Consider the following 25276-nt stretch of genomic DNA (forward strand, 5'->3'; position numbering starts at 1 on the left):
AATTTGTAACTGTACCGCCCGTGCCGGCGGTATGGTCCAACGGTGCGTTCGGTTGTGCGCTTCGGCGCCCATGTTGGTCGCGGTGTGCGGCGCCTTGCCCTTGACAGTGCTCTCGGCGGCAGGAGGCCGTTCCCGCGGCGGATAGCCGATCTCACACCCGCGACGCTGTCGGAGATCCTCGGGCGACCCGTCGAGTCGGTGTCCCACCTGGACGGTGCGGCAGGCACTTCCAGCCGCGCTCGGCTCGGGCTCACCGGCGACGGCCTGCCGTCTTCGGTGTTCGTGAAGATGCCTGCTGTCGGCGCGGGCATCAGGATGCTGGGCGAGCTGGCCGGGCTGGGGGAGACCGAAGCACGCTTCTACCGCGAGCTGGCGCCGGAGCTCGGTGCCGGGGTTCCGCGCACGTACGGGTCGGCGTTCGACGGGCTGACCGGTCGGTACGTGGTCGTCCTCGAGGACATGTCCACCTCGCCGTGCCAGTTCCCGGACACTCTGCATCCGCTATCGACTGAACAGATGGCCCAACTGGTCGAGGTGCTGGCCGGCCTGCACGGCACGTTTTGGGGTCGGTTGCCGGAAAAGCCTGGCGGCGGTGGGAAATTCGGCTGGCTCGTGGCGCCCTCGGGCGACCCGGCCAACCTCATGACGCCGTCGGTGATGCGGATGTCGGCTCGCCGGCTCGCCGGGTCGACGTCGATACCGGTGTATGCGGGCCGCGACATCTGGGAAAACTTTCCCGCTGCCGTCGCCGCGATCGACAGCGGGCCGCACACCGTCTTGCACGGTGACTCCCATCCCGGCAATACCTACTTCCGGGACGGGCGAGCCGGACTGCTGGACTGGCAGGTTGTGCGGCGCGGCCATCCCTCCCGCGATCTTGCCTACGCGATCGTCCTCGGCACGCCCGTCAGTGAGCGGGCCGGGGTCGAACGCGACTTGCTGGACACCTATCGCAGCGCGCTGGCCACCCACGGCGGCCCGCAGCTCAACCGCGACGAGTTGTGGACGCGCTACCGGCAAGCCGTTGTGCACCCGTATTTTTCGGGTCTGGCGACCGCCGGCCTCGGTGGAATGCAGGACGACGGTATCGCCATGGAAGGCTTGCGGCGTGCAGTGACGGCGCTCGAGGAACTCGACACCGTCGGGGCGTTACGCCGAGCGCGCTGAGGCTACTTGGAGCAGTTGATGGTGACGTACGCGATGGCCTGGCTGCCCGCGGTCCCTTGGGTGTTGATGTCGGTCACGGTGCACGCCGACAGTCCACCGTTGGGGACGCCGTTTTCGTACTGCAGCGAGACGTCGTAGCCCGCGGCGTCGAGGTCACGAATAGTGGCGGCAGCCGACTCAGAGCCCGGCTCGGGGATGCTGGGTGGGTCAGCAACGGCCAACGGGGCCAGCACAATCGACGCGCCGACACCAAGCAGCAGCGGTGCGACGTAGCGCAGTTCGAGCGACATCAGAGTCCTTCCTGGACGGCCGGCCAACAGGGCTGCCGTCAAGGATGACAGCAAAGTCATGGCCGGACTTGCCACTGTGCGAACGGCAGCTGAACAGGTTTCTAACAGCCGACGACTCGTCAGATCAGACTAGCCGTACCGGTCACGCCGAGTCACTAGGCGCACTTGCGCCCACCGATGGCCGATCTGTCGATTCCTTGGGTGAGGGCCACGCTTCCGGCAGTGGTCGCTGACGCACCCGCTGCGGCCACCAGAACCACTTCCCGAGAAGTGCAGCGATAGACGGCGTCATGAAGGACCGGATCACCAGGGTGTCGAACAGCAGGCCCAGGGCGATCGTGGTACCGACCTGACCGCCGACCCTCAGTGGGCTGACCGCCATCGAGGCCATGGTGAACGCGAACACCAAACCGGCCGACGTCACCACCGAACCACTGCCGGCCATCGCCCGAATGATGCCGGTGTTCAGCCCGGCATGGATCTCTTCCTTGAAGCGCGCCACCAACAGCAGGTTGTAGTCCGAACCCACCGCGAGCAGGATGATCACCGCCATCGCGAGAACCAGCCAGTGCAAGGGCTGGCCCAGGATGTGTTGCCAGAGCAGCACCGAGAGTCCGAACGACGCGCCCAGTGACAGCACCACCGTGCCCACGATAACCCCGGCTGCCACCACGCTTCGCGTGATCACCAGCATGATGACGAAGATCAGGCACAGCGCCGCGACCCCGGCGATCAACAGGTCATAGTCGGCGCCGTGCTGCATGTCCTTGTAGACCGATGCGGTGCCGCCCAGATAGACCTTGGAGCCTTCCAGCGGGGTGCCCTTGATGGCCTCGAATGCGGCGTTCTTGATCTTGTCGATGTGCGAGATGCCTTCCGGCGTCGCGGGGTCCCCCTCGTGAGAGATGATGAACCGCACCGCTTTTCCGTCCGGAGAGACGAACATCTTCAGGCCGCGCTTGAAGTCCGGGTTGTCGAATACCTCCGGCGGCAGATAGAACGAGTCGTCGTTCTTCGATGCGTCGTAGGCCTGTCCCAGTGCGGTCGCGTTCTGTTGCATCGCGTCCATCTGGTTCTGCAGGCCGCTCATCGTCGACTGCATCGTCAGCATGGTTTGTTGCATGGCCTTCATGGTCGCAATCATCGGCGGCATGACCTGGATCATCTTCGGCATCAGGACGTCGAGTTTGTCCATGTCGACGACCAGCGAGCCGAGATCGTCACTGAGAGTGTCGATTCCGTCCAGCGCGTCGAAGATCGATCGCAGCGACTGGCAGACCGGGATGTCGTAGCAGTGCGGCTCCCAGTAGAGGTAATTGCGGATCGGCCGGAAGAAATCGTCGAAATTGGCGATCTGGTCCCGGATTTGGTTGGTGTCGGCCACCATCTGCTTGGTCTTGGTCACCATGCTGTGGGTGATGCCGACCATGTCCTTGGTCAGCGCCAGCATGCGCTCCATCGTGTCGATGGTGACCTGAAGCTCGTCACCCATCTTCAGCATGTCCTTCATGCGGTCCTGAAGATAGGACATGTTCATCGTCTGGTTGGTGCCCTGCATGCTGATGATGAACGGGATCGACGTGTGCTCGATCGGGGTGCCGAGCGGCCGGGTGATGGTTTGCACGCGCCCGATACCCGGTATGTGGAAGATCGACTTGGCGATCCGGTCGATGACAAGCATGTTGGCCGGGTTGCGCACATCGTGATCGGTTTCGATGAGCAGCAGCTCGGGATTCATCCGGGCTTGCGGGAAGTGCCGGTCGGCGGCCGCGTAGCCCTGGTTGGCGGGAATGCTGCCGGGCAGGTAGTAGCGGTCGTTGTAGTTGGTCTTGTACGAGGGCAGCGCGAGCAGTCCGACCAGGGACAGTGCGATCGACGCGACGAGAATCGGTCCGGGCCAGCGGACCACCGACGTGCCGACGCGGCGCCACATGCGGGTGTTCATCTTCCGCTTGGGCTCGAAGAGCCCGAACCTGCTGCCGATCGAGATGATGGCGGCGCCCAGCGTCAGAGCGGCGACCACCACGACGAGCATCCCGATGGCCAGCGGGAAGCCCAACGACTGGAAGTAGGGCATGCGCGTGAAGTGCAGACAGAAGGTCGCACCGGCGATGGTCAGGCCCGAGCCCAGAATCACGTGGGAAGTGCCGTGATACATCGTGTAATAGGCGGTCTCGCGGTCTTCGCCGGACTGTCTGGCCTCGTGATATCGCCCGATCAGGAATATCGCGTAATCGGTGGCGGCCGCAATCGCCAGGGTCGCCAGTAGGTTCACCGCGAATGTCGACAAGCCGATGAGCTCGAAGTGGCCGAGGAAGGCGATGACCTGCCTGGCGGCGGTGAGTTCGGTGAACACCATGACCAGCACCAGGATCACCGTGGTGATGGAGCGGTAGACCAACAGCAACATCACGAAGATAACCGCGATGGTCAGGGCCTCGATGAGCTTGACGGCGGAGTCGCCGGCGTTGTGCTGATCGTGACTCAACGCTGTCGGGCCGGTGACGTAGACCTTCATCCCGGCCGGGGGCGGATTGTCTTTGACGATCTTGCTGATCGCGTCGATCGACTCGTTGGCCAGGCTCTCGCCCTGGTTGCCGGCCAGATACAGCTGGACGTACGCGGCCTTGCCGTCGGCGCTCTGTGATCCGGCGGCGGTCAGGGGATCGCCCCAGAAGTCCTGGATGTGCTCGACGTGCTTTTTGTCCGCAGCGAGCTTCTTCATCAAGTCGTCGTAGTAGTGGTGCGCCTCGGCGCCCAGCTGCTGATCGCTTTCCAGCAGGACCATCGCGCTGCTGTTCGAGTCGAACTCCTGGAAGTCCTTGCCGACCCGCTTCATGGCCTGCATCGACGGCGCGTCCTCGGGCGCCAGCGACACCGTGTGCTCCTGGCTCACCTGTTCCAGCGACGGCACTGCGACGCTGAGGAGCACGACGAGCCCGATCCAGAACAGCACGATCGGCACCGAGAACATCCGGACGAACCGGGCGATGAACGGGCGCTTCTGAGTATGGAGGTCGGTCATGCGGACTTCACCAGGCAGAAGGTCTGGGCGTTGACACCGGTCGAGGTCTTCTCATCCTTGAGTTCGCCGTTGACCAGGATGCGGCAGCCGATGGTATCGGTGTCGCCCTGGGCCACGATATTGGCGCTGGCGGCTGGGGCGGTCGTGGTGAGTGTGAGCGTCCACGGCAGCGTGATGTCGCGGGCGATCTGCGGCTGCGCGTCGAGGTCGAGGTAGTTGATGGTTGCCACCGCGCCTTCTGGGCCGAAGATCTGATACGTCACCTGCTTGGGGTTGAACGGTTTGGTGTCGTTGGCCAGGCCGCTGCCGGGACGGGTGAGCTCGGTCTTTCCGAAGACGCCGTGCAGCCGGAAAACGCCGAACCCGGCGATGGCCACCACGATCAGAATGACGAGCGGGATCCATGCCCGCCTCAATGCTTTGACCATTGGAATCCCCGATGAGATTACGACACCCACACGGACAGCGCGGTGACTCCTTCTGCGCTGCTCGTGAGTGCGGCCGTCCGTCTCATCTCAACCCCGTATTTCTTCGCGTCGCGTCGCGACAGCTTAGCTGATTTAACTGAGAGATTAGCTCACTTAACTGTTCGGACGATACCCCCCGGCAGCTCCCGCGATCGATTCCCCTCGGCCATTCGTGCCCGAGGTCACATCATCGGCCAAATGAGATTCGGGTGTCGCTGTCGGCAATTGTGCGGGATGCCTCTTGCGACGGTGTTTAGCTGTCCTACAATCTTGCCCATGAACGTTACGAGGCTTGCCATGGCCGCCATTGCGGCCGTCGCGGCGCCGATCGTCTTGGCCGCGCCGTCGCACGCCGATCCCGACACCGACTTCGCGAACCAGCTGCACACCTTCGGGATCTACGGGCCTCGTGACTACAACGCGTGGATCGGCAAGATCACCTGCAAGCGTCTGGCCACCGGCGTCGACAAGGACGCGTACGCATCCGCCAAGTTCCTGCTGACCAACCTCCCGCTGGGCACCAACCAGGGTCAGGCGATTCAGTTCCTGGGCGCCGCGATCGGCACGTACTGCCCGGATCAGGTCGGCGTGTTGCAGGCAGTCGCTGTCCAGTAGGTCGCCATGGCCGGCCCTGTCGATCGGGTGGTCGGTGAGGACGTGCCCGGCGCGCCCGACGACGTCCGTGCCCACTACGTCGATCTCAACAACATCAAGCACGTCCACCCGTTGGTGGTCTCTGTCGAAAGCCTGTCGCGCACCGACACCGGCGACGGATACGTCCAGGTTTACCGCGTGCGCGATCGCATCCCGCTGGGTGCTCTGACCCTGCCGATCACCTATACGGCGAGGCTGGAGGTGCCATCGACCGGACCGGTGCTGACCCAGGCCCGTCAGTTCCCGGCGGTCCGGCTCGACTCGGAGGTCTCCTTCGAGGCGATACCGGGCGGAACCCGGTTGACCGAGCGGATCCGCTTCACCGCGCCGCGCCCGTTGCTGGCGATGACCGTCCGTCAGGCGGTGGAAGCCCACAAGGAGATGCTGGCCGGCATCCGCCGCCACTTCGAGGCGAAGAACCAAGAGGCGAAGAACTAACCGGCTGTCTTGCCGTTGTCGACGTTGTAGACGGCGCCGTGGACGGTGACCGCGTCGTCACTGGCCAGGAACGCGATCACCTTCGCCACGTCGACCGGCGCCATCATCCCGCGGGGAGCAGCGATCCGCATGATCAAGTTCCAGTCCGCGTCGTCGGGGGTCTTGAATTCGGTCACCTGCGGGGTGAGCATCCCACCCGGGCAGATCACGTTCACCCGCAACTGTTCCTTGGTGTATTCGATCGCCAGTGCCTTGGTCATGCCGACCAGTCCGTGTTTGGCCGCGCAGTACGCCGCCGAGTAGACCTCGCCCTCGATGCCGGCGATGGAGGCGACGTTGACGATGTTGCCGGCCACGCCGAGAAGGTGTGGCAGCGCCGCCCGGATCAGGTAGAACGGGCCGTTCAGGTTGACCGCGAGGTCGTAGTTCCAGTCTTCATCGGTGACCGACGTGGTATTCCGCATCTGATGAAATCCTGCCGCGTTCACCAGCACATCGAGCCGGCCGAACCGTTCGACGCACAGGGCAACCGCGTCCCGGCAGGCCTGCGCACTGGTGATGTCCACCGACGCGTAGGCGCCGCCGGGAACCGATTCGAACACCGTCGCCATCCGTTCGCTATCGCGCGCGATACCGAACACCGTGGCGCCCCGTTCGGCGAACAACTGCGCCGTCGCGGCCCCCAGGCCCGACGACGCACCCGTCACCAGTGCGACTTTCCCGTCCAGCTGCGTCATAGCCCGACCCTTTCTCAGGGCCTAGGCGTGTACGTCCCGGAGCCCTACCGCATTGCGTAGTCCCGAGCAGTTGTAGCACCCGACGCACCCGACGCAGTCTTTGCATCGGGCGCAGCCCACGCAGCCCGCGCACCGGCGGCACGCGAAGCAGGCAAGGCACGCCACACACCCACGCAACCGGACCGACAAGACGGTGAGTGCGCTACCCGCGATGAGGGCACTGCCCGCGGTGGCGACCGACCCGACGATCGCGGCGCTGCCGGCGGTGGCGATCGAGCCGACGATCGCGGCGCTGCCGGCGGTGGCGATCGAGCCGACGATCGCGGCGCTGCCGGCGGTGGCGATGGATCCGGCGACCGCCGCGCTGCTCACAGTGGCGATGGATCCGGCAACCACTGCGCTGCGCACGGTGGAGATCGAACCGGCCACCATTGGAGACTCCGGTGGGCTCATCACGGCAATTGTCTTCACCCGACGAGCATCTCAGTTCGCGCGCGGTCGCGCCGGTGGTACGGCGGCAAGCAGTGTGCGGGTGTAGTCCTGCGCGGGTGCGGCGAGTAGCTCAGCGGCGGGCCGGTATTCGACCACCGCACCGTCGCGCGGCACCGGTATATCGTGACTCACCTGCTCCACCACCGAGCTCACGCTGCAGATCCGCGAGCAGATCGAGGATGCGAGCCTGGACCGAGACGTCCAGCAACTCCGCCACCCCATCTTCTCGTGCCTGCCGCCCACGGCGGATGCGGTGCACCACAAGGAGTTCAGCCACCGCCGCGCCGACGCGAGATCGCGGCTCCCGCGCGGCGAACGGGACCTGGAGGACCAGGCTGATGCGCCGCCGCAGCGCCTTTTTGGCCGGGGTCACCAATCCGGTCCATCACCGCCGCCCCGAAATCGCGCGGTAGGTCCTTCATGAGTTCGACGATCTGGGCCTGTGTCGTCACACGCAGCGCCGTGGTCGGTTCTTCGGCGACCAGCAGTTCGGGGTTTCAGGCCGACGCAATCGCCACCATCACCCGTTGCCGTTGCCCGCCCGCCAGTTGATGGGGTTAGCTGTCCAGCCGTCGCTGGGCATCGGACAGCCCGACCGCCTCGAGTAGCTCACCGGACCGCTGCCTGGCCTGCCTACGCGTCAGGTTGCGTTGTGCCCGTAGCGATTCAGTGCGATCGCCGCGGTCAAATTGCCCGCCGACTGCCCGCCCAGGTCCACCCGATGACCGGTCGAGCATGCGACCAGCAGCATGGCGACCATGAGGACAGCGGTGAGTGCCGCTGGTCGTTTCATCGGCGAACGAGTTTCCCGAACCGTTGATAGGTAAACGCCGAGCTGCGATAATCGGCGCGGGTAAAGGAGCGGAGGGGACATGGTCACCGTTATTCGCTCGCTGGCGATCCCCGCAGCCGCTGATCAGCCCCGCGCTAAAACTCGTGCGACCAACCCGACATATCTCTTCTGATTGCAAAGGCGTCAGGTGGGGTAAGTGACGGGAGTGCTCGGCCTGGGCGAACAAAGCCCTTGCGGGGAGAGGAGCGACTGATGCGGACAGTGCCGGGCGCCACGAAGCACGTCGTGGTGGTCGGCGCGGGCCTGTCAGGGCTGTCGGCCGCGCTGCAACTGGCCGGTCGTGGACGCTCGGTCACCGTTGTCGAACGCCACCCGTCCCCGGGCGGGCGCATGGGCCAGGCCGATATCGCCGGGTACCGGATTGACACCGGCCCCACCGTGCTGACCATGCCGGACATCATCGACGAGTCATTCGCGGCGGTGGGCGCCTCGATGGCCGATCACCTCGAGCTCATGCCGGTCGGACCGGCCTACCGTGCGACGTTCGCCGACGGACACTCGCTGGACGTGCACACCGAGCCCACTGCGATGGCCGCCGCGATCGAAGAGTTCGCCGGACCCGAGCAAGCCGCGGGTTATCTGCGGCTGCGGGCCTGGCTCACCCGGCTCTATCAGCTGGAATTCGACGGCTTCATCGCCGCGAACTTCTCCTCGCCGTTGTCGCTGCTGACACCGCAGCTCGCCCGGCTCGCCGCGATCGGTGGCTTCCGCGGCTGGGAACGGATGGTCAGCAGCTTCATCACCGACGAACGTGTGCAGCGGATCTTCACCTTCCAGGCGCTCTACGCCGGTGTCCCGCCCCGGCAGGCGCTTGCTGCCTACGCGGTGATCGCCTACATGGATACCGTTGCCGGCGTGTACTTTCCGCGCGGCGGCATGCGCGCGGTGCCCGAGGCGATGGCCGCCGCCGCCACCGGAGCCGGGGTGCAGTTCCGCTATGGGTCCACGGTGACCGGGCTGGAACGCCGCGGTTCGCGGGTGACCGCCGTGCACACCGAGGATGGTGACCGAATCACCTGCGATGCAATCGTTCTGACCACCGAACTGCCCCTGACCTACGCGCTGCTCGCGCGCACCCCGCGGCGCCCCGTCCAGATCCGTCCGGCCCCCTCGGCAGTCGTCGTTCACGTCGGTGTCCCCGCGGTAGGGGAGCGTTTGGCGCATCACAACATCAGCTTCGGACAGAAATGGGCGGGCACGTTCGACGAGATCATCCGCGACGGGGTGCCGATGAGCGATCCGTCGCTGCTGGTGACCAGGCCTACCGCGGGGGACCCGAGCCTTGCCCCACCGGGACGCGATCTGCTCTACGTTTTGGCGCCGGCACCGAATCTTCAAGTAGGCAAGGTCGATTGGGACTCGATCGGACAGGATTACGCTCATCAGATGGTGGCCACCGCCGCGGCGCGGCTGATGCCGGGTCTCGACGATGACGCGCAGATCCTCGAAATCGTCACGCCCGCCGACTGGGGCCGCCAGGGTATGGCCGCGGGCACACCATTCGCATTGGCGCACACCTTCGCCCAGACCGGCCCGTTCCGGCCCGCCAACACGGTTCGCGGTATCGACAACGCCGTGCTGGCCGGCGGGTCGACCGTGCCGGGAGTTGGCGTGCCGACGGCCCTGTTGTCCGGGAGGCTGGCTGCCGATCGCATTACCGGAGCCGACAACGACCCTTCGAGAAAGCCCACCATCGTCAGTTCCGGAAGCAGGTAGTGATGATCCATGCCGAGTTGCACGCCGCTGGCATCGAGGACTCCCGACTGGCCGAGTCCTACCGTTACTGCCGGCGCCTCAACGCCGAGCACGGCCGGACCTACTTCCTGGCCACCCGGCTGCTGACGCCGTCTCAGCGGCCGGCGGTGCACGCACTGTACGGGTTTGCCCGGTACGCCGACGACATCCTCGACGACATGGACGACGACGCCAGTGCGGCCGAGCGTGAACAGCGACTGGATCGGTTGTCGGCCAAGTTCTTCAGTGGCACCGCCGACGAGTCGGAGCCGGTGCTGCCCGCCGTGCTGCACACCGCCCGCACCTATCGCATCCCGCTGGACCTGTTCGACGATTTCCTGACGTCGATGCGGATGGATCTGACCGTGACCGATTATCCGGACCGCGCAGCGCTGAACCGCTACATGCGCGGTTCGGCTGCCGTCATCGGCTTGGAGATGCTGCCGATCCTCGGCACCGTCGGGCCCCCCGGAGAAGCGGCGCCCTACGCCGAGGCCCTGGGCCGGGCATTTCAGCTGACCAACTTCCTGCGCGACGTCGACGAGGATCTGGAACGCAACCGCGTCTACCTGCCCGCCGACGAACTGGCGGAGTTCGGCGTGGACCGCGACGTATTGATGTGGTGCCATGAGCACCGGCAGACCGACCTGAAAGTCCGCCGGGCATTGTCGGCTCAACACGAGGTCACCCGCACGGTATACCGGGAGGCCCGCAAAGGGATCGCGTTGCTCGCGCCCCAGTCCAGACCCTGTGTGGCAACGGCGTTCACGCTGTACTCGGGGATCCTCGACCGCATCGAGGCCATCGATTTCGCGGTGTTCAGTCAGCGTGCCTCGGTGGGAACGGGGCGCCGGCTGCGGGTCTTCGTCTCCGGTTTGGTTCGGGCCCGGCGCGCCCGCGGATACGGCGCGGCGTGATGGATCGCTGGCAGTACCTGATCGTGCTGGGCGCGTGCTTGCTGATCACCTTGCCCCTGGAGGCATTCGGATCCGGGGTCTACCGGCAGCCCGTGCGATTGCTGCGGGCCGTTGTTCCGGTGGCGGCAGTGTTCGTGGTCTGGGACGCGATCGCGATCGCCGGGCACGTGTGGACCTACAACCCGCGCTATATTAGCGGCATCGACGTCGGATTCTCGGTCCCGCTCGAGGAATTGCTGTTCTTCATCGTGATACCGGTGTGCGGCCTGCTGACCTATTCGGCGGTGAGCGCGATCCTCGGCATCCTGCGGGGTCGCCGATGAGCGGGCTCGGATACACCCTGCCGGCGGTGGTCGCGGTGGTCGCGGTCGTCGCGCTGGAGTTGGCGGTCTTGCGCACCGGGCTGTTCGGCAAGATCGAATACTGGATTTCGATGGGCATCGTGGTGGCATTCCAGGTGATTGTCGATGGCTGGCTGACCAAGTTGTCGGCGCCGATCGTCGTCTACAACGAGCACCACAGCACTGGTGTGCGGTTCCCGTGGGACATCCCGGTGGAGGACTTCCTGTTCGGCTGGGCGATGGTGACTGCCGTGCTGCTCTTGTGGGAGAAGCAGCGCCCACGCCGTGATGGGGGAGGTGAGTGCCGATGATCGACGTTCCCGGCGCCTTCGATGTCGGAGCGCACGCCTACGACAGTCTGGTGGGTGCCAACCCCGGTTATCACGATCATCTGCGGATCTCCGCGCGGCGTATGCGAATTGCCGACGGTGGCCGTGGCCTGCGGCTGCTGGACGCCGGCTGCGGGACGGGCTTGTCGACGGCCGCACTGCTCACCGCGGCGCCGCACGCCGAGGTCATCGCCGTGGACGCGTCGGCGGGCATGCTGGCCGAGGCGGCCGCGAAGTCCTGGCCCGAGACGGTCCGGTTTGTGCACAGCCCGATCGAAGACATCGCCGATGCTGGGGTGCACGGGCCGTTCGACGGGATCTTCGCCGCATATCTGTTGCGGAACCTGACCGATCCGGACGCTCAGCTGCGGCGGTTTCGCGAGATGCTGCGGCCGGGCGCGACGCTGGCCGTGCACGAGTATTCGGTGCGTGATTCCCGCGCTGCCAAAGCGATCTGGAACGTCGTCTGCTGGGGGATCATCGTTCCGTCCGGCTGGCTACAGACCCGGGACAGCACTCTCTACCGTCACCTGTGGCGCAGCGTGAATGGCTTCGATGGCGCCGCGGCCTTCCAACGTCGTTTGGCCGCAGCGGGTTTCGCGGGCGTACACAGCGAGACGATGCCCGGCTGGCAACGCGATATCGTGCACACCTTTCTGGCGGACGTACCGCGATGATGGATCTGCGCCGCGTCACCCACCCGGCACCAGACGGGGCGCCGAACGTCAATGCGCTGCCAAGCAGGCCGCATGTTGTGGTCGTGGGGGCCGGCATCGCAGGTCTGGCCGCGGCTACCGGTCTTGCCGAACGCGGTGTCTCCGTGGAGGTTCTGGAACGTCAGGAGTATCTCGGTGGACGCGTCGGCGGCTGGACCGACCAGCTCGGTGACGGCACCGCGGTGTCGAACAATCGCGGCTTCCACGCCTTCTTCCGGCAGTACTACAACCTGCGCACGCTGCTACGCCGCGCCGACCCCGATCTCGAGCGGCTGCGGGAGGTCGAGGACTATCCGCTGGTCGACGGCGAGGGGCGTCGCGATACCTTCCGGGGACTGCCGAAGACTCCGCCGTGGAACGCGCTGGCGTTCGCTCTGCGCAGCCCGACGTTTCGAATCCGGGACCTGGTACGGCTCAACGCCGTTGCGGCCGCCCCGCTGGCCGCGGTTTCGGTTCCCGAGATATACGAACTGCTGGACGACCGCGACGCCGGAACGTTCCTGTCCGACATCAACTTTCCGATCGCCGCCCGCCACCTCGCCTTCGAGGTGTTCGCACGCAGTTTCTTCGCCCGGCCCGATCGATTGTCGGCGGCTGAACTGGCGACAATGTTCCACATCTACTTTCTGGGCTCCAGCGAGGGGCTGGTGTTCGACGTCGCGGAGTCCAACTTCGACACCGCGCTGTGGGAACCGCTGGGCCAGTATTTGATCGGCCAGCGGGTGCGGTTTCGCACCGAAGTGTCCGCTGAGTCGGTCAGCGTCGGCGGAACCAGGGTGCTGCAAGTCCATGACTCGACCGGCAGGACGATCGACGCCGACGGCGTCGTACTGGCCACCGATGTCGCCGCGCTGCAACAGATCGTGGCCGCCTCACCCGGGCTGGGCGACGACCGTTGGCGCGGTCAGGTCGATCAGTTGCGCACCGCACCGCCGTTCGCGGTGCTTCGGTTGTGGCTGAACCGACCTGTCGGCACGGACCGTCCGGCCTTCCTGGGCACTGGGGGGCTGGCGCCAATCGACAACATCAGCGTGGTCAGCCGCTATGAACTACAGGCTGCGGATTGGGCACGCGCACATCATGGTTCGGTGCTCGAAGTGCACTCCTATTCGGTGGCTGACCAGCCGGATACCTCCGGACTGCGTCAGCGCATGCTCGACCGGCTCCACCAGCTCTACCCGGAGACCGCCGGAGCCGGCATTGTGGGGGAGACGCTGCTGATTCGCGACGACTGTCCGCTGTTCTACCCAGGTGCCTTCGCCGACCGGCCGACGGTGAATACCCCGGTCAACGGTTTGATGCTGGCCGGCGACGGAATCCGCATCGACCTGCCGGTGGCGTTGATGGAGCGGGCCGCCACCACCGGATGGTCGGCGGCCAACGGATTGCTGGCCGGTTGGGGCGTCGGTGGGCATACGCTGCACACCGTCCCGGTGCGCGGCCGATCGCCGGTGCTGCGACGGCTGGCCGGTCGACAGAGGCGGGTTTCATGAGTCTGCGATCGCGGATGAAAAACATTCCGCTGCAAGTTATCCCGAAGGTAGACTGGGCGGGTCAACGGCCCACTTACCAGGATGCGGAGCCCGCGCTGATCAACGCGGCGCTCAAGCGTGCCGAGGCTCGTCCCAGCGGCAACTGGTACGTCTTCGCCGCCAGCACCGATATCCGCACCGACCGGCCGTTCGGCACCCGCGTAGGCGGCATCGAGATAGTGGCGTGGCGCGATCAGCAGCAGGCGTTGCACGTCGGGCCCGCTGCCTGCCCCCACCTGGGTGCGGACCTGAGTACCGGAAAAGTGATGTCCGGCGCCCTGATCTGCCCATGGCACGGCCTTCGTCTGGACGGCCGGCGCGAATTCGGTTGGAAGCCATGGCCTGCCGTCGACGATGGCGTGCTCGCTTGGGTCCGGCTCGACCGGCTCGGCGGAGAGCCCGCACTTGATGCACCGGTGATCCCGGGCCGCCCCATCGGAGCCCGGCTGGCGGCGGTCGCCCGGCTGGAAGGAGTGTGCGAGCCGTCGGACATCCTCGCCAATCGGCTCGACCCCTGGCACGGAGGATGGTTTCATCCGTATTCGTTCACCCAGCTGGAGGTGCTCAGCGCACCGCAGGTCGACGCCACCGACGAGGCTGACCGGTTCCTGGTCGCGGTGACGTTCCGGATGGGGCGCCTCGGCGTTCCGGTGGTCGCCGAATTCACCGCGCCTGAACCGCGAACCATCGTCATGCGGATCGTCGACGGCGAGGGCACCGGCAGCGTCGTCGAGACCCATGCGACCCCGGTGGGAGCCGGCCCTGACGGGCGGCCGCGGACCGCGGTGATCGAAGCCGTCGTCGCGCAGTCCGACCGCAGGGGCTTTCACCAGTCACTGCGGGTGGCACCGTTGATCACCCCGTTGATGCGCGTGGCCGCGGCTCGGTTGTGGCGTGACGACTTGGCCTACGCGGAACGCCGATTCGCTCTGCGCGCCGGCGGTTCCGGCTAATCGGTGGGTTTCAGGATCGTCTCACCGGGCAGGCGGCTCGAATCGGCGGCGTTGTGCACGGCAGCGATGTCAGACAGCGAACGCCGGTCTGCCAACCACTGAGACAACCGCTCTACCTCGAGCGACACCGCGCCTAGGCTGCAGCCATGGCGAAGCGAATCGTGATCTGGGGTACTGGTTTTGTCGGCCGCATGGTCATTCCCGAAGTCTTGAAGCACCCCGAGTTCGAGCTGGTCGGAGTCGGTGTCAGCAACCCCACCAAGGTCGGCGTCGACGTAGGGGAGATCTGCGGAATCCCCGCGGTCGGTCTTGCCGCCACCGACGACGTCGACGCGCTGATCGCGCTGAAGCCCGACGCGCTGGTGCACTACGGACCGACTGCAGCGCATGCCGATGCCAACATCGACCTGATCTCGCGGTTCCTTCGGGCCGGCATTGACGTGTGCTCTACGGCGATGACGCCATGGGTGTGGCCGAAGATGCATCTCAACCCGCCGAACTGGATCGACCCGATCACTCAGGCGTGTGAGGCCGGCCAGTCGTCCTGCTTCACCACCGGGATCGACCCCGGTTTTGCCAACGACCTGTTCCCGATGACGCTGATGGGCCTGGCCTCCGAGGTGCGTCAGGTCCGTGCCTCCGAGCTACTGGACTACACGAACTACGAGGGCGACTACGAGTTCGAGATGGGCATCGGGCGCGAGCCCGACTTCAAACCGCTGCTGGAGAACCCGGACATCCTGGTGTTCGCCTGGGGTGCGACGGTGCCGATGATCGCCTACGCCGCCGGCATCGAGCTCGACGAAATCACCACCACCTGGGAGAAGTGGGTGACTCCGACCGAGCGCAAGACCGTCAAGGGTGTCATCCCCGCCGGGAACGTCGCCGCCGTGCGGTTCACCATCAACGGCATCTACCAGGGCGAAACCCGCATCCAGCTGGAGCACGTCAACCGCATCGGTCAGGATGCTGCGCCGGACTGGCCCTCGGGCACTCAGGACGACGTCTACCGCGTCGATATCCAGGGCACGCCGAGCATCTTCCAGGAGACCGCGTTCCGGTTCACCGACGGCTCCGGGCGCGACGCCGCCACCGCCGGCTGCCTGTCGACAGGTTTGCGCGCCCTCAACGCGGTCCCGGCCGTGAATGACCTGCCTGCGGGCTGGGTAACCCCGTTGGATCTGCCCCTGATCCCGGGCCGGGGCACTATTCGCTGAGGTAACGTCGCGCTCGTCCTGACCGACAACTTTGGTGAATCCGAAGACGGCGCTGGGGCTACCCGCATGCCTCCTTTGTGAGCTGGGGCAGCCCGGATTGGACGAGATGACAGACCCCACGAGGCCGGCGATCGGCCTGGCGGTCGGCGCGACCACATTGGCCGCGGTGACCCCGGATCGTTCGGTCAGCAGTCCCTCCCTGATCACCTTGCCCGGCGGCGTGGTGATCACCGATTTCGTCGACCGTGTCGGCGACCCGGTCGGCATCGTGGCATCCGACAGCTCGGTGCACTACGCGGAGACTTTGCTGGCAGACGCGTTGCGCAGGCTCGCCTACGAGGCCACGTCGGGGCGGCAGCTGCCGCCGACCGCCGCGATCACGTACCCGGCGCACTGGCGGCCGGCCGCCGTCGAGGCGCTGCGGCGGGCGATCCGGCAGGTGCCCGAATGGTCGACCCACGAGCCGCTGCTCATCCCCGACACCACGGCGGCGCTGACCGCGCTGGCCGCCAATCCCGGGCTACCGACCCGTGGCGTGGTCGCCCTCTGCGATTTCGGTGGCAGCGGGACATCCCTCACGCTGGTCGACGGGAATCGTCCGATCGCGCCCACGCAGCGGCACCTCGATTTCTCCGGCGACCTGATCGACCAGGGGCTGCTGGCCTACGTGATCGCGGAACTGTCGGCAGGCGGAACTCTGGACGTCACCGGCACCTCGGCGATCGGGTCGCTGACCCGACTGCGATCCCAGTGCCGGGCCGCCAAGGAGCGACTGTCCACCGTCACGGTCACCGCCCTGCCGGCTGAACTGCCCAACTTCCGCGGTGACGTCCGGCTCACCCGGAACGAGCTGGACGATGCGATGGGACGCCCCCTGGCCGAGTTCGTCGCCGTTCTGCAGGACAGCTTGGCCAGGGCCGGGGTACGGCCCGCCGACCTGGCTGCCGTGGCGTCGATCGGTGGCGCCGCCGCCATCCCGGTGATCACCACCACGCTGTCCGAGCATCTGCGGGTTCCGGTCATCACCACGCCGCGCCCCGGTCTCACCGGCGCGATCGGCGCAGCGCTGCGGGCCGCTCGGGGACCGGTCGACGACAGCGCGACTGCACTCGCACCGGCACCCGTCGTACGCGCGGCTCCGGTTGCACCGATCGAACAGGCCCCCGCGACGGGTGTTGCGCTGGCCTGGTCCGCGGTGGATGACGTCCCCGACATCGCGCCGCCGGTGGCCGAAGAACCTGCGCCGCGACCGATTGCCCGCCCGGTCATGGACTTCGAGCGCGAGCCCGAGCCGCCGAACTCCAAGCCGGCCGCAGTGGCGTGGTACCGCCGCCCCATACCGGTGGTGGCGGCCGCTGTCGGTGTGATCGTTCTTGCCGGTGCCGGGACGGCCGTGGCGCTCAGCACCGACAGTTCCGTCGCCCCCGCCGCGCCGACGCCGAGCATCACCACCACGCCGCAAGCCGCGCCCGCTCCTGCCGCACCGACCGGTGAGCCGTCCTCGGCGCCCGTTCAGAACCAGGTGGTGCAGCAGGCGCCCCAGCAGGCACCCCAGGCACCCGCGCCGGTCACCCAAACCCAGATCGTCCAGGCACCGCCCCCGCCCACGGTCACCGCCGAGGCGCCACCGCCGGTCACCGAGACGCAGACGCAGACCGTCGTCAGCACCGAAGTGTCGACACCGCCGCCGGTGACCGAAACCCAAACGGTCGCACCGTCGTACACGCCGCCGGCTCAGCAGCCGCGGTTCATTCCGACGATCCCGCCGATTCCCGGACTCCCGCAGATCTTCCAGCCGCAGTCAGGCTGACCGGCGCCGCTTGGACAGGACCACCAGGGCCAGCGGGATGGACATTGGCTCAGGTGCCGCCGCCAGCTGATCGGCGACCGATGCCACCAGCTGCTCCACGAACTGCCGCCGCCGCGGGCTACGCCGATCCCGGCCCCGGGTTCCGTCGGCTTCGGAGTCCACCGCGGCGGCCAGTATGGGAAACATCGAAGCACGAAGGAATTCAGCCCAATTCGCGCCGAAGGCCTGCGCGTCCTTGTCGCTCTGAAACTGCGACCAGAACCGATCTTCGCCGCTGATCATCTCCAGGTGCTCGATTTCGAGGCCCTCGAACCGTCCTGACGGGGCGAACGGCGCCCGAAAGTCTTTCTCGCCGCGGCCCATCGACGGGATGGACATGTTCCGCACCTCGTTGGCGGTGATCAGGCCGTCGTCGACGAATTGAGCCAGTGCCGACATGATCGCGTCGAAGGCGGTCGCGAAGCCCGATCGTCCGTCGGGTTCCAGGCCGACGGTCAGCACCACCAGCCGGCCCCCGGGCGCCAGCTCGCGGCCACGGAAGGCGACGAAATCGCGCCAGTCCTCGGCGGCCTGGCGGGTATAACCGCGGCGCGCTTCCTCGTCGGCGCTGTAGGAGATCTCCACGTGATCGGGTATCGGCATCGGCATTCTGCGCAGCCATTGGGTGGCCCATGAGCTCCAGCCCAGCGCAATGCTGTCCGACGGCAGGATCTGGGTGTAGAACGAACGACCCACCGCCGAGGCGTAGGTAGCGGAGTCCTTCGTCAGATAGCTGTCCTGATCGTCGCTCAGAGTGGAGAACAGCGTGGAGAAGTCGTTGCTGGGCACATCGGTGTGGGCGACCAGGATTGCGTGGTCGGTGCGAGTGCGCTTGCGGATGATGGCGATTGCCGCGCTGATCGGCAGCAGTGAGTTGTAGCCGATCGCCGCACCGTAGTCGGCGATGGCGATGGGCTGCGGTGCTCGCGGGATGGGCACGTTGCGGGCGGCCTCTTCGAAAAGGCTTGTGGCATGACGCAAGCCAGCCGCCTGCAGGCGCGATGATTCGGTATAGGTGTGGCTGCCGATCGGTAGCGGGCGAACCACGATGCTGGACTCCCGCATGTCAGCTCCTGCGGCGGCGATGCACCAACAGCCCGACCACGATGCCGATGATCAGCATTGCGGTGAGCAAGAGCCACATCGGGTATTCCACGGTGATCCACAGAACGTGCACCCGCTGTCGCGCACGGTTCTGGGCGATGAATATCGCCGCCAGCACCACCAGGGCGATGGCTAGCCAGTAGCGCAGGGCGAAGCGCCGCACCGCGCCGCCGGTGGGCTTGAGGACTTCGTCTCCGGCCATGGCAACCTCCCGTTGTGTCTGGAGGTTGACGCTAGTCGTTGTCGGCTAATTCGTCGGATAACTGACACCGGTGAGCTGTTCGGACAATTGCCACAGCCGTCGGCAATCCTCGGAGTTGGCGGCCCGGTCGGGGATCTTCGCCTCGACGACCCCGCCGCCGGCCAGTTCCTGAAATCCGCGCGGGCCGTAGAACTCGGACCCATGGGCCTTCGGGTCGGCGGCGGCGTACAGCACGGGCACGATCCCGTCGTCGACCTCCTGCCACATGAACGGCATGTAGCGCCAGCTGAACTGGTAGAACCGGGCCATCGCTGTCGGCTTCTCCCGGCCGTGCGACGGCCCGCTGATCTGCAGGTTGGTCTTGCACAGGCCAGGATGGGCGGCGTTCGACATCAGCCCCCACCCGAGCCGACGGCTCAGCCGGTCGAGTTCGAGGGCGAACATCAGCGTCGCGATCTTGGACTGGCCGTAGGACAGGTTGGCCGAGTAGGTGCGCTCGAAGTTGGGATCGTCGAAGTTGATCCGGCCGAAGCGGGCGGCCAGGCTGCTCAGCGACACCACGCGGGGATTTTCGGCGGCGCGCAGCAGCGGCAGCAGATGTGCGGTCAGCGCGAAGTGGCCGAGGTGGTTGCTCCCGAATTGCAGCTCGAAGCCGTCGGATGTGATGTCGCGCTGGGGCGGCTGCATGACGCCGGCGTTGTTGACCAGCATGTCGATCGGCCTGCCCTCAGAGGTGAGTTCCTCACCGAGCGCGGCGACGCTGGCCAGCGACGACAGGTCGAGATTCTTGATGGTGAGCTTGGCGTCGGGGACCTGCGCGCGGATTTCGGCGATCGCCGTTTCGCCCTTGGTGCGGTTGCGGATCGCCATCACGACGTCAGCGCCGGCCGCGGACAGGCGCTTGGTGACACCGAGTCCCAGGCCACTGTTGGAGCCGGTGACGACGGCGAGTCTTCCGGAGAGGTCGGGGATGGCGAGGGCCAGATCTGTCATGGCGGCGACGTTAACAGAACGACGGTCTGATAACAAGAGAACGATGTTCTGCTAAATTGTGACCCGTGACCTCCACGTTCCGGCGCGCCCGACGGCCCGAACAGCTGGCCGAGCGACGCTCGGCGATTCTGGCGGCGGCCCGTGACGCGTTGTCCGAACGGGGCGTCGACGAGGTCACCCTGCGCGACATCAGCGAGCGGGTAGGCCTGGCGAAGTCCAATGTGCTGCGCTACTTCGACACCCGCGAAGCGATCTTCTTGGAGGTGCTGGCCCAGGAGAGCCAGGACTGGCTCGCTGACCTGGAGAACCGGCTGGGCCCACCGCGGGCACGAAAGGCCGGATTCACCAACGAGATTCGGTTCGCCGGCATCATCACCGATACCCTGGTGGAACGGCGGCTGCTGTGCGAGCTACTCGGCGCGATGGCCGGTGTGCTGGAGCGCAATATCTCGGGGGACTTCGCCCGCGACTTCAAGGTCCGGGCCATGCAGAGCATCGCGGCGGTGTCCGAGCTGGCCGGCAGGCAGCTGCCGTGGTTGTCCGAGGAGTTCGTGGCGTTCTTCGGCGAGGGCGCGTTGAGCCTGGTGGCGGGCATGTACCCGTTCTCGGTGCCCACCGAAGCAGTGCGCCAGGTGATCGGGGAGCTCGGCTTTCCCGATCCTCATGTGCGGTTCGTCGACGGTCTGCGGACCGGACTGGCGACCTGGCTTATAGGAGCCGCAGCGCAAAGCCCGGCGTGACACACTTTTGGCCATGGCCGCCGCCAAGACTGTCTCCCGCATACTGACGATCTCCGGGATTCTGATGATGGTGGTTGGCGGGGTCGGCTTCATCGTCGTGATGGCCCTCAACGCTTTCGTGCTCGACGAGTTCGACGCCTACGGCGAGGTGCCGATTCCGGGATCGGGTGAGCTGCAGTTGCCGGCCGGGCAGGCGCAGATCAGCTTCCACACCTCGGTGACCGGCTCGCCGTCGAGCGGGTTCCCGCTGCCGTCCCTCAAACTCAGCATCATCCCGCCGGAGGGCGTCGCTGATCCGGTGCTGACCGAAAACCACGGCACCCTAACGACTGTCAACAGCGACACCCACATCCGGGTGTGGACCGCCGAGATCCCCGCGGCCGGCACCTACAAGATCCGCGCGGACGGCCAGGTGAACGGCTACATCAACCCACAGATCGCATTCGGCCACGAGAGTGACTACGGCTACCTGCAGTGGGTCTTCGCGGCGGTGTTCGGGCTCGGACTGGTGGACCTGATCGGGTCGCTGGTTCTGCGCAAAGCGTCCCATGGCAACCAGCCGGTCGCACTCATCACGGCCCCGCCGCTCGATTCGGACGCGTCGCATCCGTCCTATGTGCCGACCGATCAGGGTGTGCGCCTCGAGCAGCTGAAAACCCTGTCCGCCCTGCGGGATTCCGGCGCGCTGACGCAAGCCGAATTCGATGCGGAGAAGCGCCGGATCCTCGGCGAGTAGGAGCAGACGTGAAGGCTGTGAGTTGCGCGCACGGAGCGCTGTCGGTCGTCGATGTTCCCGCACCAGAACCCGGCGACGGCCAGCTGGTGCTGAACGTCGCCTATTGCGGGATCTGCGGAACCGATCTGCACGCCAAGGATCATGCCGACGAACTCGCCGAGGTCTTCGACGAAGTCGGCTACCGCGACGGGATGCGCACCGCCACACCGACCGTGATGGGTCACGAATTCTCCGGGGAGGTGGCTGAGCCGGGTCGAAAGGTGCCCAAGGAATTCAAGGCCGGAACGCGCGTGGTGTCCTTCCCGATGGTGCGGTTGCACGGGGCGGTGCAGATGACGGGTTTGTCGCCGCTGGCCCCAGGCGGGTTCGCCGAGCAGGTCCTTACCGAGGCTGCCATGACCTTCGCGGTGCCCAATGGTCTGTCCCTGGACATCGCCGCGCTGACCGAACCGATGGCGGTCGGACTGCATGCCGTACGGCGCAGCGAGATCAAGAAGCGCGACACCGCGATCGTGATCGGCTGCGGGCCGGTCGGCCTCGCGGTGATCTGTCAGCTCAAGACGCTGGGCGTGAAAACCATTGTCGCCAGTGACTTTTCCCGGGCCGACGCGCCCTCGCCACGCGGTGCGGTGCCGATGTCGTGGTCGACCCCGCCGGGCCCAAACGGCCGGTGATCTTTGAATGCGTTGGTGTGCCGGGAATGATCGACGGCATCGTCTCTGCCGCGCCGCTGAATTCGCGGGTGGTGGTCGTCGGTGTATGCATGGGATCCGACCAGCTGCGGCCGTCGATGGCGCTCGGCAAAGAGATCGACATGCGATTCGTATTCGCTTACACACCATTGGAATTCCGCGACACCCTGTACATGCTGGCCGATGGCAAGCTCGATGCGTCGCCGGTGGTCACCGGCAAGGTCGGGCTCGCCGGGGTGGCGACGGCCTTCGAGGCGCTGGGCGATCCGGGACGACACGCGAAGATCCTCGTCGATCCGCTTAGCGCGGCAACCTCGCTGTAGCGGCGTTCAGTCAGCGGTGGGCAGATGCACGTACATCGACTGGATCCCGACACGTCCCGGACCGGTAAATCTGTTGAAGACCAAGCTGGTTCCGCCGAACGCGCCAGTCTTGAGGCCGTACATCTTGATCTCCATCTGGACGGATGCGTCCCGGTAGATCCAGCCGCCTGGCTCGACGTCGATTTGCTCACCCGGTGCAAGCACCTTCTCGAAGACGTTGCCGTACCCGTGCAGCCAGACCACCCCTTCGCTGGTGGTTGCGGCGAAGCGATCGACAAAGAAGCCACTGCCGCCGAACAGCATGTTGGCTACGCCGCGTTGCCGGGCGAAGCCGTAGTCGAGATTGCCGGTCGCGGCGAGGTATTGATGCTCGCGTACTTCAATCGCCATCCCAGGGGTCAGGTGCAGCGGGAAGACGTGGCCCGCGCCGTCGCGGGAGAAGGCGATCTCGCCGGCGCTCTGCGTTTCGGTCAGGAGGATGGGCATTCCCGCCACAACGCGCTTGAACGCGCCACGCAGCTGGTGGATACCGATCTGAAGATCCGGGTTCTTCCACAGAACGACGTGGTGCTCGAAAAATACTGGAACGCTGCCGTTCAGCCGGACGTGTAATACGGGCACCAGTTCGCCTTGAATGGCGTAGCCGACGCCCGGCGCCTGCCCACTGGTCACGGTTGTGGGCTGTAGCTGCGGCGGCGGGAAGGGCTGATTCATGAGGGGCAACATTGTCAGACAACACCGTTGACCTAGCTGCCAATCGGCTGTCAGTCAGCTCCCGATCGGTTGGCAACCGGGCCTGGCTGTGTCACGGTGTGGCGATGTGCCACACAGTCCTATGTCACCAGGGCGCGGAGTGGCTGCGCGCATATCCCGTGGCAGTCGGGGCCGTTGCGGTCTTCACTGTTTTGTTGATGATCAGGGAGGTTCGACGCGGCAGGGTGCTCCCTGTCGTTATGGTGCTCTTGATTTGGGCGATCGCCGTGCCCGCGGTCCTCTTTTTGGGCTGACCCATCGTCAGCTGCCGCGTGCCACCCAGTCGTCGTAGTTCACCAGCTCGTCGCCGATGCGGGTGGTGTCGCCATGGCCGGTGTAGACGACGGTGTCGGCGGGCAGCTTGCCGAGCTTGTCCTTGATCGACCCGAGGATCGTCGGGAAATCGGAGAACGAGCGGCCGGTCGCGCCGGGGCCGCCCTGGAACAGAGTGTCGCCGGAGAACACCGCGCCCAGCGCCGGGGCGTAGAGGCAGGTGGAGCCGGGGGAGTGACCCGGGGTGGCGATGGCGTGCAACTCGATCCCGTCGGCTTTGAGTACCTGGCCGTCCTCGATGGTGCGGAACTGCTTGTCGCCATGGGTCATTCGCCACAGCATGTCGTCGGCCGGATTCAGCAGGACCGGGGCGTCGAGGTCGGCCGACAGCTGCGGTGCGACCGTGATGTGGTCGTTGTGCCCGTGGGTGCACACCACCGCGACGACGTGGCGGTTGCCGACCGCGTCCTCGATGGCCTTGGCATCGTGGGCGGCGTCGATCACGATCACCTCGGACTCGTCGCCGACGATCCAGATGTTGTTGTCGACTTCCCAACTGCCGCCGTCGAGTTCGAAGGTACCGCTGGTGACCACCCGCTCGATGCCGCTCACAGGATCACGACCGAGCGGAGTACCTCGCCGGCGTGCATGCGATGGAATGCCGACTCGACGTCTTCTAACCCGATGCGTTCGGAGACGAACTTCTCCAGTGGCAGGCGGCCCTGGCGGTAGAGGCTGATCAGGGTGGGGAAATCCCGCTCGGGCAGGCAGTCGCCGTACCAGGAGGACTTCAGCGATCCGCCGCGGGAGAAGAAGTCCACCAGTGGCATGTCCAGGCGCATGTCCGGGGTCGGAACACCAACCAGCACAACGGTTCCGGCTAGGTCGCGGGCGTAGAAGGCCTGCTTCCAGGTTTCCGGGCGGCCCACCGCGTCGATCACCACGTCCGCACCGAACCCGTCGGTCAGGTCCTGAATGGTTGCGACGGCGTCGAATTCTTTGGCGTTCACGGTGTGGGTGGCCCCGAACTCGCGGGCCCAGTCGAGCTTCTTGTTGTCGGTGTCGACGGCGATGATCTTCTTCGCGCCGACCAGGGCGGCCCCGGCGATCGCCGCGTCACCGACACCGCCGCAGCCGATCACCGCGACGGTGTCGTCGCGGCCGACAGCGCCAGTGTTGACCGCGGCGCCGAGCCCGGCCATCACGCCGCAGCCGAGCAGTCCGGCCACGGCGGGGTCGGCCTCGGGATCGACCTTGGTGCACTGCCCTTCGTGGACCAGGGTCTTGTCGGCGAATGCACCGATGCCCAGTGCGGGCGTCAGCTCGGTGCCGTCGGTCAGCGTCATCTTCTGGGTGGCGTTGTGGGTGTCGAAGCAGTACCACGGGCGTCCGCGCTTGCAGGCCCGGCACTGACCACAGACCGCGCGCCAGTTGAGGATCACGAAGTCACCCGGCTCGACATTGGTGACGCCCGCGCCGACGGTTTCGACGGTGCCGGCGGCCTCGTGGCCGAGCAGGAAGGGGTACTCGTCGTTGATGCCGCCTTCGCGGTAGGTCAGGTCCGTGTGGCAGACCCCGCACGCGATGACCTTGACCACCACTTCGCCGGGACCGGGGTCGGGGATGACGATGTCGACCAATTCGACGGGTTGCTTCTTTGACCGAGAGATCACACCGCGCACTGTCTGGCTCATTTGCCAAACATTAGCGTGACCGTCGCGGAACGGCCGTGGCTGTCCCGGTCGAGCG

Annotated in this window: 27 protein-coding genes and 2 pseudogenes; 16 read left to right on the forward strand and 13 right to left on the reverse strand. The window is 66.2% G+C overall.

The window, feature by feature from the left end; all coding sequences use genetic code 11:
• Window positions 1-42 precede the first annotated feature (42 nt).
• Window positions 43-1167, forward strand: a complete 1125-nt coding sequence (locus CG716_RS22150; protein ID WP_094483275.1) for a phosphotransferase family protein — start codon at window positions 43-45, stop codon at window positions 1165-1167.
• A 2-nt stretch (window positions 1168-1169) separates the two neighbouring features.
• Here the strand turns inward: CG716_RS22150 and CG716_RS22155 are convergent, their stop codons facing one another.
• The 3 genes from CG716_RS22155 to CG716_RS22165 all read right to left on the reverse strand — a co-directional run bounded on the left by CG716_RS22155 (window position 1170) and on the right by CG716_RS22165 (window position 4910).
• On the reverse strand, window positions 1170-1457 hold the full coding sequence (locus tag CG716_RS22155; RefSeq protein ID WP_094483276.1) for a hypothetical protein: 288 nt from the start codon (window positions 1455-1457) through the stop codon (window positions 1170-1172).
• Between the two features lie 142 nt (window positions 1458-1599).
• Window positions 1600-4482 (reverse strand): MMPL/RND family transporter, encoded by a 2883-nt coding sequence (locus tag CG716_RS22160; RefSeq protein WP_094483277.1) that lies wholly within the window; start codon window positions 4480-4482, stop codon window positions 1600-1602.
• Window positions 4479-4910, reverse strand: a complete 432-nt coding sequence (locus tag CG716_RS22165) for an MmpS family transport accessory protein (protein WP_094483278.1) — start codon at window positions 4908-4910, stop codon at window positions 4479-4481. The genes CG716_RS22160 and CG716_RS22165 overlap by 4 nt, the downstream gene beginning before the upstream one ends.
• Window positions 4911-5225: 315 nt before the next feature.
• On the opposite strand from CG716_RS22165, the gene CG716_RS22170 reads away from it, so the two are divergent.
• Window positions 5226-5564: a DUF732 domain-containing protein gene (locus CG716_RS22170; RefSeq protein WP_165774246.1), complete on the forward strand. Its 339-nt coding sequence runs from the start codon at window positions 5226-5228 to the stop codon at window positions 5562-5564.
• A 6-nt stretch (window positions 5565-5570) separates the two neighbouring features.
• The gene (locus CG716_RS22175) at window positions 5571-6041 is read left to right on the forward strand and encodes an SRPBCC family protein (protein ID WP_094483280.1); all 471 of its coding nucleotides are present in this window, start codon (window positions 5571-5573) and stop codon (window positions 6039-6041) included.
• Here CG716_RS22175 and CG716_RS22180 read toward each other — a convergent pair.
• Window positions 6038-6778 (reverse strand): SDR family NAD(P)-dependent oxidoreductase, encoded by a 741-nt coding sequence (locus CG716_RS22180; protein WP_094483281.1) that lies wholly within the window; start codon window positions 6776-6778, stop codon window positions 6038-6040. The two genes, CG716_RS22175 and CG716_RS22180, sit on opposite strands and share 4 nt — an antisense overlap.
• A 211-nt stretch (window positions 6779-6989) precedes the next feature.
• On the opposite strand from CG716_RS22180, the gene CG716_RS31375 reads away from it, so the two are divergent.
• Entirely contained in the window at window positions 6990-7316 is a 327-nt protein-coding gene (locus CG716_RS31375; RefSeq protein WP_165774247.1) for a hypothetical protein, read from the forward strand.
• Here CG716_RS31375 and CG716_RS30860 read toward each other — a convergent pair.
• A pseudogene (locus CG716_RS30860) lies at window positions 7262-7941 on the reverse strand (ATP-binding cassette domain-containing protein); the annotation flags it as partial. The gene CG716_RS31375 and the pseudogene CG716_RS30860 overlap by 55 nt on opposite strands.
• On the reverse strand, window positions 7911-8063 hold the full coding sequence (locus CG716_RS30310; protein ID WP_165774248.1) for a hypothetical protein: 153 nt from the start codon (window positions 8061-8063) through the stop codon (window positions 7911-7913). The gene CG716_RS30310 and the pseudogene CG716_RS30860, both read right to left, overlap by 31 nt.
• Window positions 8064-8315: 252 nt before the next feature.
• Here CG716_RS30310 and crtI point away from each other — a divergent pair, with 252 nt between their 5' ends.
• From crtI to CG716_RS22230, 7 genes are read left to right on the forward strand one after another with little or no spacing between them, the layout of a single operon-like run.
• Entirely contained in the window at window positions 8316-9839 is a 1524-nt protein-coding gene (gene crtI / locus CG716_RS22200) for a phytoene desaturase family protein (RefSeq protein WP_094483283.1), read from the forward strand.
• Window positions 9840-9841: 2 nt separating this feature from the next.
• Window positions 9842-10774, forward strand: a complete 933-nt coding sequence (locus CG716_RS22205) for a phytoene/squalene synthase family protein (protein ID WP_094483352.1) — start codon at window positions 9842-9844, stop codon at window positions 10772-10774.
• Entirely contained in the window at window positions 10771-11097 is a 327-nt protein-coding gene (locus tag CG716_RS22210) for a lycopene cyclase domain-containing protein (protein WP_207760742.1), read from the forward strand. The genes CG716_RS22205 and CG716_RS22210 overlap by 4 nt, the downstream gene beginning before the upstream one ends.
• Window positions 11094-11426 (forward strand): lycopene cyclase domain-containing protein, encoded by a 333-nt coding sequence (locus CG716_RS22215; RefSeq protein WP_094483284.1) that lies wholly within the window; start codon window positions 11094-11096, stop codon window positions 11424-11426. The genes CG716_RS22210 and CG716_RS22215 overlap by 4 nt, the downstream gene beginning before the upstream one ends.
• Window positions 11423-12121, forward strand: a complete 699-nt coding sequence (locus tag CG716_RS22220) for a class I SAM-dependent methyltransferase (RefSeq protein WP_094483354.1) — start codon at window positions 11423-11425, stop codon at window positions 12119-12121. Before CG716_RS22215 ends, CG716_RS22220 begins: the two co-directional genes overlap by 4 nt.
• Complete coding sequence (locus CG716_RS22225) at window positions 12118-13653, forward strand: FAD-dependent oxidoreductase (RefSeq protein ID WP_094483285.1); 1536 nt, start codon at window positions 12118-12120, stop codon at window positions 13651-13653. The genes CG716_RS22220 and CG716_RS22225 overlap by 4 nt, the downstream gene beginning before the upstream one ends.
• Window positions 13650-14645 (forward strand): DUF5914 domain-containing protein, encoded by a 996-nt coding sequence (locus CG716_RS22230; protein WP_094483286.1) that lies wholly within the window; start codon window positions 13650-13652, stop codon window positions 14643-14645. Before CG716_RS22225 ends, CG716_RS22230 begins: the two co-directional genes overlap by 4 nt.
• Here CG716_RS22230 and CG716_RS31160 read toward each other — a convergent pair.
• Window positions 14642-14773 carry a hypothetical protein gene (locus CG716_RS31160; RefSeq protein WP_272938284.1) on the reverse strand — a complete coding sequence of 44 codons (132 nt, stop codon included), beginning with the start codon at window positions 14771-14773 and terminating at the stop codon, window positions 14642-14644. The two genes, CG716_RS22230 and CG716_RS31160, sit on opposite strands and share 4 nt — an antisense overlap.
• Before the next feature lie 18 nt (window positions 14774-14791).
• Between CG716_RS31160 and CG716_RS22235 the strand changes: the two genes are divergently transcribed.
• Together CG716_RS22235 and CG716_RS22240 are read left to right on the forward strand one after the other, a co-directional pair.
• Entirely contained in the window at window positions 14792-15862 is a 1071-nt protein-coding gene (locus CG716_RS22235) for an NAD(P)H-dependent amine dehydrogenase family protein (RefSeq protein WP_094483287.1), read from the forward strand.
• A gap of 106 nt (window positions 15863-15968) precedes the next feature.
• Window positions 15969-17672, forward strand: coding sequence for an Hsp70 family protein (locus CG716_RS22240; RefSeq protein WP_094483288.1), 1704 nt, complete (start codon window positions 15969-15971; stop codon window positions 17670-17672).
• Here CG716_RS22240 and CG716_RS22245 read toward each other — a convergent pair.
• Genes CG716_RS22245 through CG716_RS22255 form a run of 3 tightly spaced genes read right to left on the reverse strand, consistent with a single transcriptional unit; the run spans window position 17664 to window position 20010 of the window.
• A complete protein-coding gene (locus CG716_RS22245; RefSeq protein ID WP_094483289.1) occupies window positions 17664-18776 on the reverse strand; it encodes a class I SAM-dependent methyltransferase in 1113 nt (370 codons plus the stop codon). The two genes, CG716_RS22240 and CG716_RS22245, sit on opposite strands and share 9 nt — an antisense overlap.
• A gap of 1 nt (window position 18777) precedes the next feature.
• Window positions 18778-19017 carry a Loki-CTERM sorting domain-containing protein gene (locus tag CG716_RS22250; protein ID WP_094483290.1) on the reverse strand — a complete coding sequence of 80 codons (240 nt, stop codon included), beginning with the start codon at window positions 19015-19017 and terminating at the stop codon, window positions 18778-18780.
• A 45-nt stretch (window positions 19018-19062) separates the two neighbouring features.
• The gene (locus tag CG716_RS22255) at window positions 19063-20010 is read right to left on the reverse strand and encodes an SDR family oxidoreductase (RefSeq protein ID WP_094483291.1); all 948 of its coding nucleotides are present in this window, start codon (window positions 20008-20010) and stop codon (window positions 19063-19065) included.
• A gap of 65 nt (window positions 20011-20075) precedes the next feature.
• On the opposite strand from CG716_RS22255, the gene CG716_RS22260 reads away from it, so the two are divergent.
• The 3 genes and pseudogenes from CG716_RS22260 to CG716_RS22270 all read left to right on the forward strand — a co-directional run bounded on the left by CG716_RS22260 (window position 20076) and on the right by CG716_RS22270 (window position 22501).
• Window positions 20076-20750: a TetR/AcrR family transcriptional regulator gene (locus tag CG716_RS22260; RefSeq protein WP_094483292.1), complete on the forward strand. Its 675-nt coding sequence runs from the start codon at window positions 20076-20078 to the stop codon at window positions 20748-20750.
• A gap of 13 nt (window positions 20751-20763) precedes the next feature.
• Complete coding sequence (locus tag CG716_RS22265; RefSeq protein WP_094483293.1) at window positions 20764-21486, forward strand: SHOCT domain-containing protein; 723 nt, start codon at window positions 20764-20766, stop codon at window positions 21484-21486.
• A gap of 8 nt (window positions 21487-21494) precedes the next feature.
• A pseudogene (locus CG716_RS22270) lies at window positions 21495-22501 on the forward strand (zinc-binding dehydrogenase).
• 6 nt (window positions 22502-22507) lie between these two features.
• Here the strand turns inward: CG716_RS22270 and CG716_RS22275 are convergent.
• The 3 genes from CG716_RS22275 to CG716_RS22290 all read right to left on the reverse strand — a co-directional run bounded on the left by CG716_RS22275 (window position 22508) and on the right by CG716_RS22290 (window position 25221).
• Entirely contained in the window at window positions 22508-23173 is a 666-nt protein-coding gene (locus CG716_RS22275; RefSeq protein ID WP_207760743.1) for an AIM24 family protein, read from the reverse strand.
• A gap of 342 nt (window positions 23174-23515) precedes the next feature.
• Entirely contained in the window at window positions 23516-24139 is a 624-nt protein-coding gene (locus CG716_RS22285) for an MBL fold metallo-hydrolase (protein ID WP_094483295.1), read from the reverse strand.
• On the reverse strand, window positions 24136-25221 hold the full coding sequence (locus tag CG716_RS22290) for an S-(hydroxymethyl)mycothiol dehydrogenase (protein ID WP_094483296.1): 1086 nt from the start codon (window positions 25219-25221) through the stop codon (window positions 24136-24138). Before CG716_RS22290 ends, CG716_RS22285 begins: the two co-directional genes overlap by 4 nt.
• Window positions 25222-25276: the final 55 nt, after the last annotated feature.

It is taken from the genome of Mycolicibacterium sphagni (assembly GCF_002250655.1).
Classification (GTDB): Bacteria; Actinomycetota; Actinomycetes; order Mycobacteriales; family Mycobacteriaceae; genus Mycobacterium; species Mycobacterium sphagni.

Excerpts from the sequence above, each read along its gene's own strand:
- CG716_RS22155 (WP_094483276.1), bottom strand. The coding sequence starts at position 1,457 with ATGTCGCTCGAACTGCGCTACGTCGCACCGCTGCTGCTTGGTGTCGGC.
- CG716_RS22160 (WP_094483277.1), bottom strand. The coding sequence starts at position 4,482 with ATGACCGACCTCCATACTCAGAAGCGCCCGTTCATCGCCCGGTTCGTC.
- CG716_RS22165 (WP_094483278.1), bottom strand. The coding sequence starts at position 4,910 with ATGGTCAAAGCATTGAGGCGGGCATGGATCCCGCTCGTCATTCTGATC.
- CG716_RS22170 (WP_165774246.1), top strand. The coding sequence starts at position 5,226 with ATGAACGTTACGAGGCTTGCCATGGCCGCCATTGCGGCCGTCGCGGCG.
- CG716_RS22175 (WP_094483280.1), top strand. The coding sequence starts at position 5,571 with ATGGCCGGCCCTGTCGATCGGGTGGTCGGTGAGGACGTGCCCGGCGCG.
- CG716_RS22180 (WP_094483281.1), bottom strand. The coding sequence starts at position 6,778 with ATGACGCAGCTGGACGGGAAAGTCGCACTGGTGACGGGTGCGTCGTCG.
- CG716_RS31375 (WP_165774247.1), top strand. The coding sequence starts at position 6,990 with ATGAGGGCACTGCCCGCGGTGGCGACCGACCCGACGATCGCGGCGCTG.
- CG716_RS30310 (WP_165774248.1), bottom strand. The coding sequence starts at position 8,063 with ATGAAACGACCAGCGGCACTCACCGCTGTCCTCATGGTCGCCATGCTG.
- crtI (WP_094483283.1), top strand. The coding sequence starts at position 8,316 with ATGCGGACAGTGCCGGGCGCCACGAAGCACGTCGTGGTGGTCGGCGCG.
- CG716_RS22205 (WP_094483352.1), top strand. The coding sequence starts at position 9,842 with ATGATCCATGCCGAGTTGCACGCCGCTGGCATCGAGGACTCCCGACTG.
- CG716_RS22215 (WP_094483284.1), top strand. The coding sequence starts at position 11,094 with ATGAGCGGGCTCGGATACACCCTGCCGGCGGTGGTCGCGGTGGTCGCG.
- CG716_RS22220 (WP_094483354.1), top strand. The coding sequence starts at position 11,423 with ATGATCGACGTTCCCGGCGCCTTCGATGTCGGAGCGCACGCCTACGAC.
- CG716_RS22225 (WP_094483285.1), top strand. The coding sequence starts at position 12,118 with ATGATGGATCTGCGCCGCGTCACCCACCCGGCACCAGACGGGGCGCCG.
- CG716_RS22230 (WP_094483286.1), top strand. The coding sequence starts at position 13,650 with ATGAGTCTGCGATCGCGGATGAAAAACATTCCGCTGCAAGTTATCCCG.
- CG716_RS22235 (WP_094483287.1), top strand. The coding sequence starts at position 14,792 with ATGGCGAAGCGAATCGTGATCTGGGGTACTGGTTTTGTCGGCCGCATG.
- CG716_RS22240 (WP_094483288.1), top strand. The coding sequence starts at position 15,969 with ATGACAGACCCCACGAGGCCGGCGATCGGCCTGGCGGTCGGCGCGACC.
- CG716_RS22245 (WP_094483289.1), bottom strand. The coding sequence starts at position 18,776 with ATGCGGGAGTCCAGCATCGTGGTTCGCCCGCTACCGATCGGCAGCCAC.
- CG716_RS22250 (WP_094483290.1), bottom strand. The coding sequence starts at position 19,017 with ATGGCCGGAGACGAAGTCCTCAAGCCCACCGGCGGCGCGGTGCGGCGC.
- CG716_RS22255 (WP_094483291.1), bottom strand. The coding sequence starts at position 20,010 with ATGACAGATCTGGCCCTCGCCATCCCCGACCTCTCCGGAAGACTCGCC.
- CG716_RS22265 (WP_094483293.1), top strand. The coding sequence starts at position 20,764 with ATGGCCGCCGCCAAGACTGTCTCCCGCATACTGACGATCTCCGGGATT.
- CG716_RS22290 (WP_094483296.1), bottom strand. The coding sequence starts at position 25,221 with ATGAGCCAGACAGTGCGCGGTGTGATCTCTCGGTCAAAGAAGCAACCC.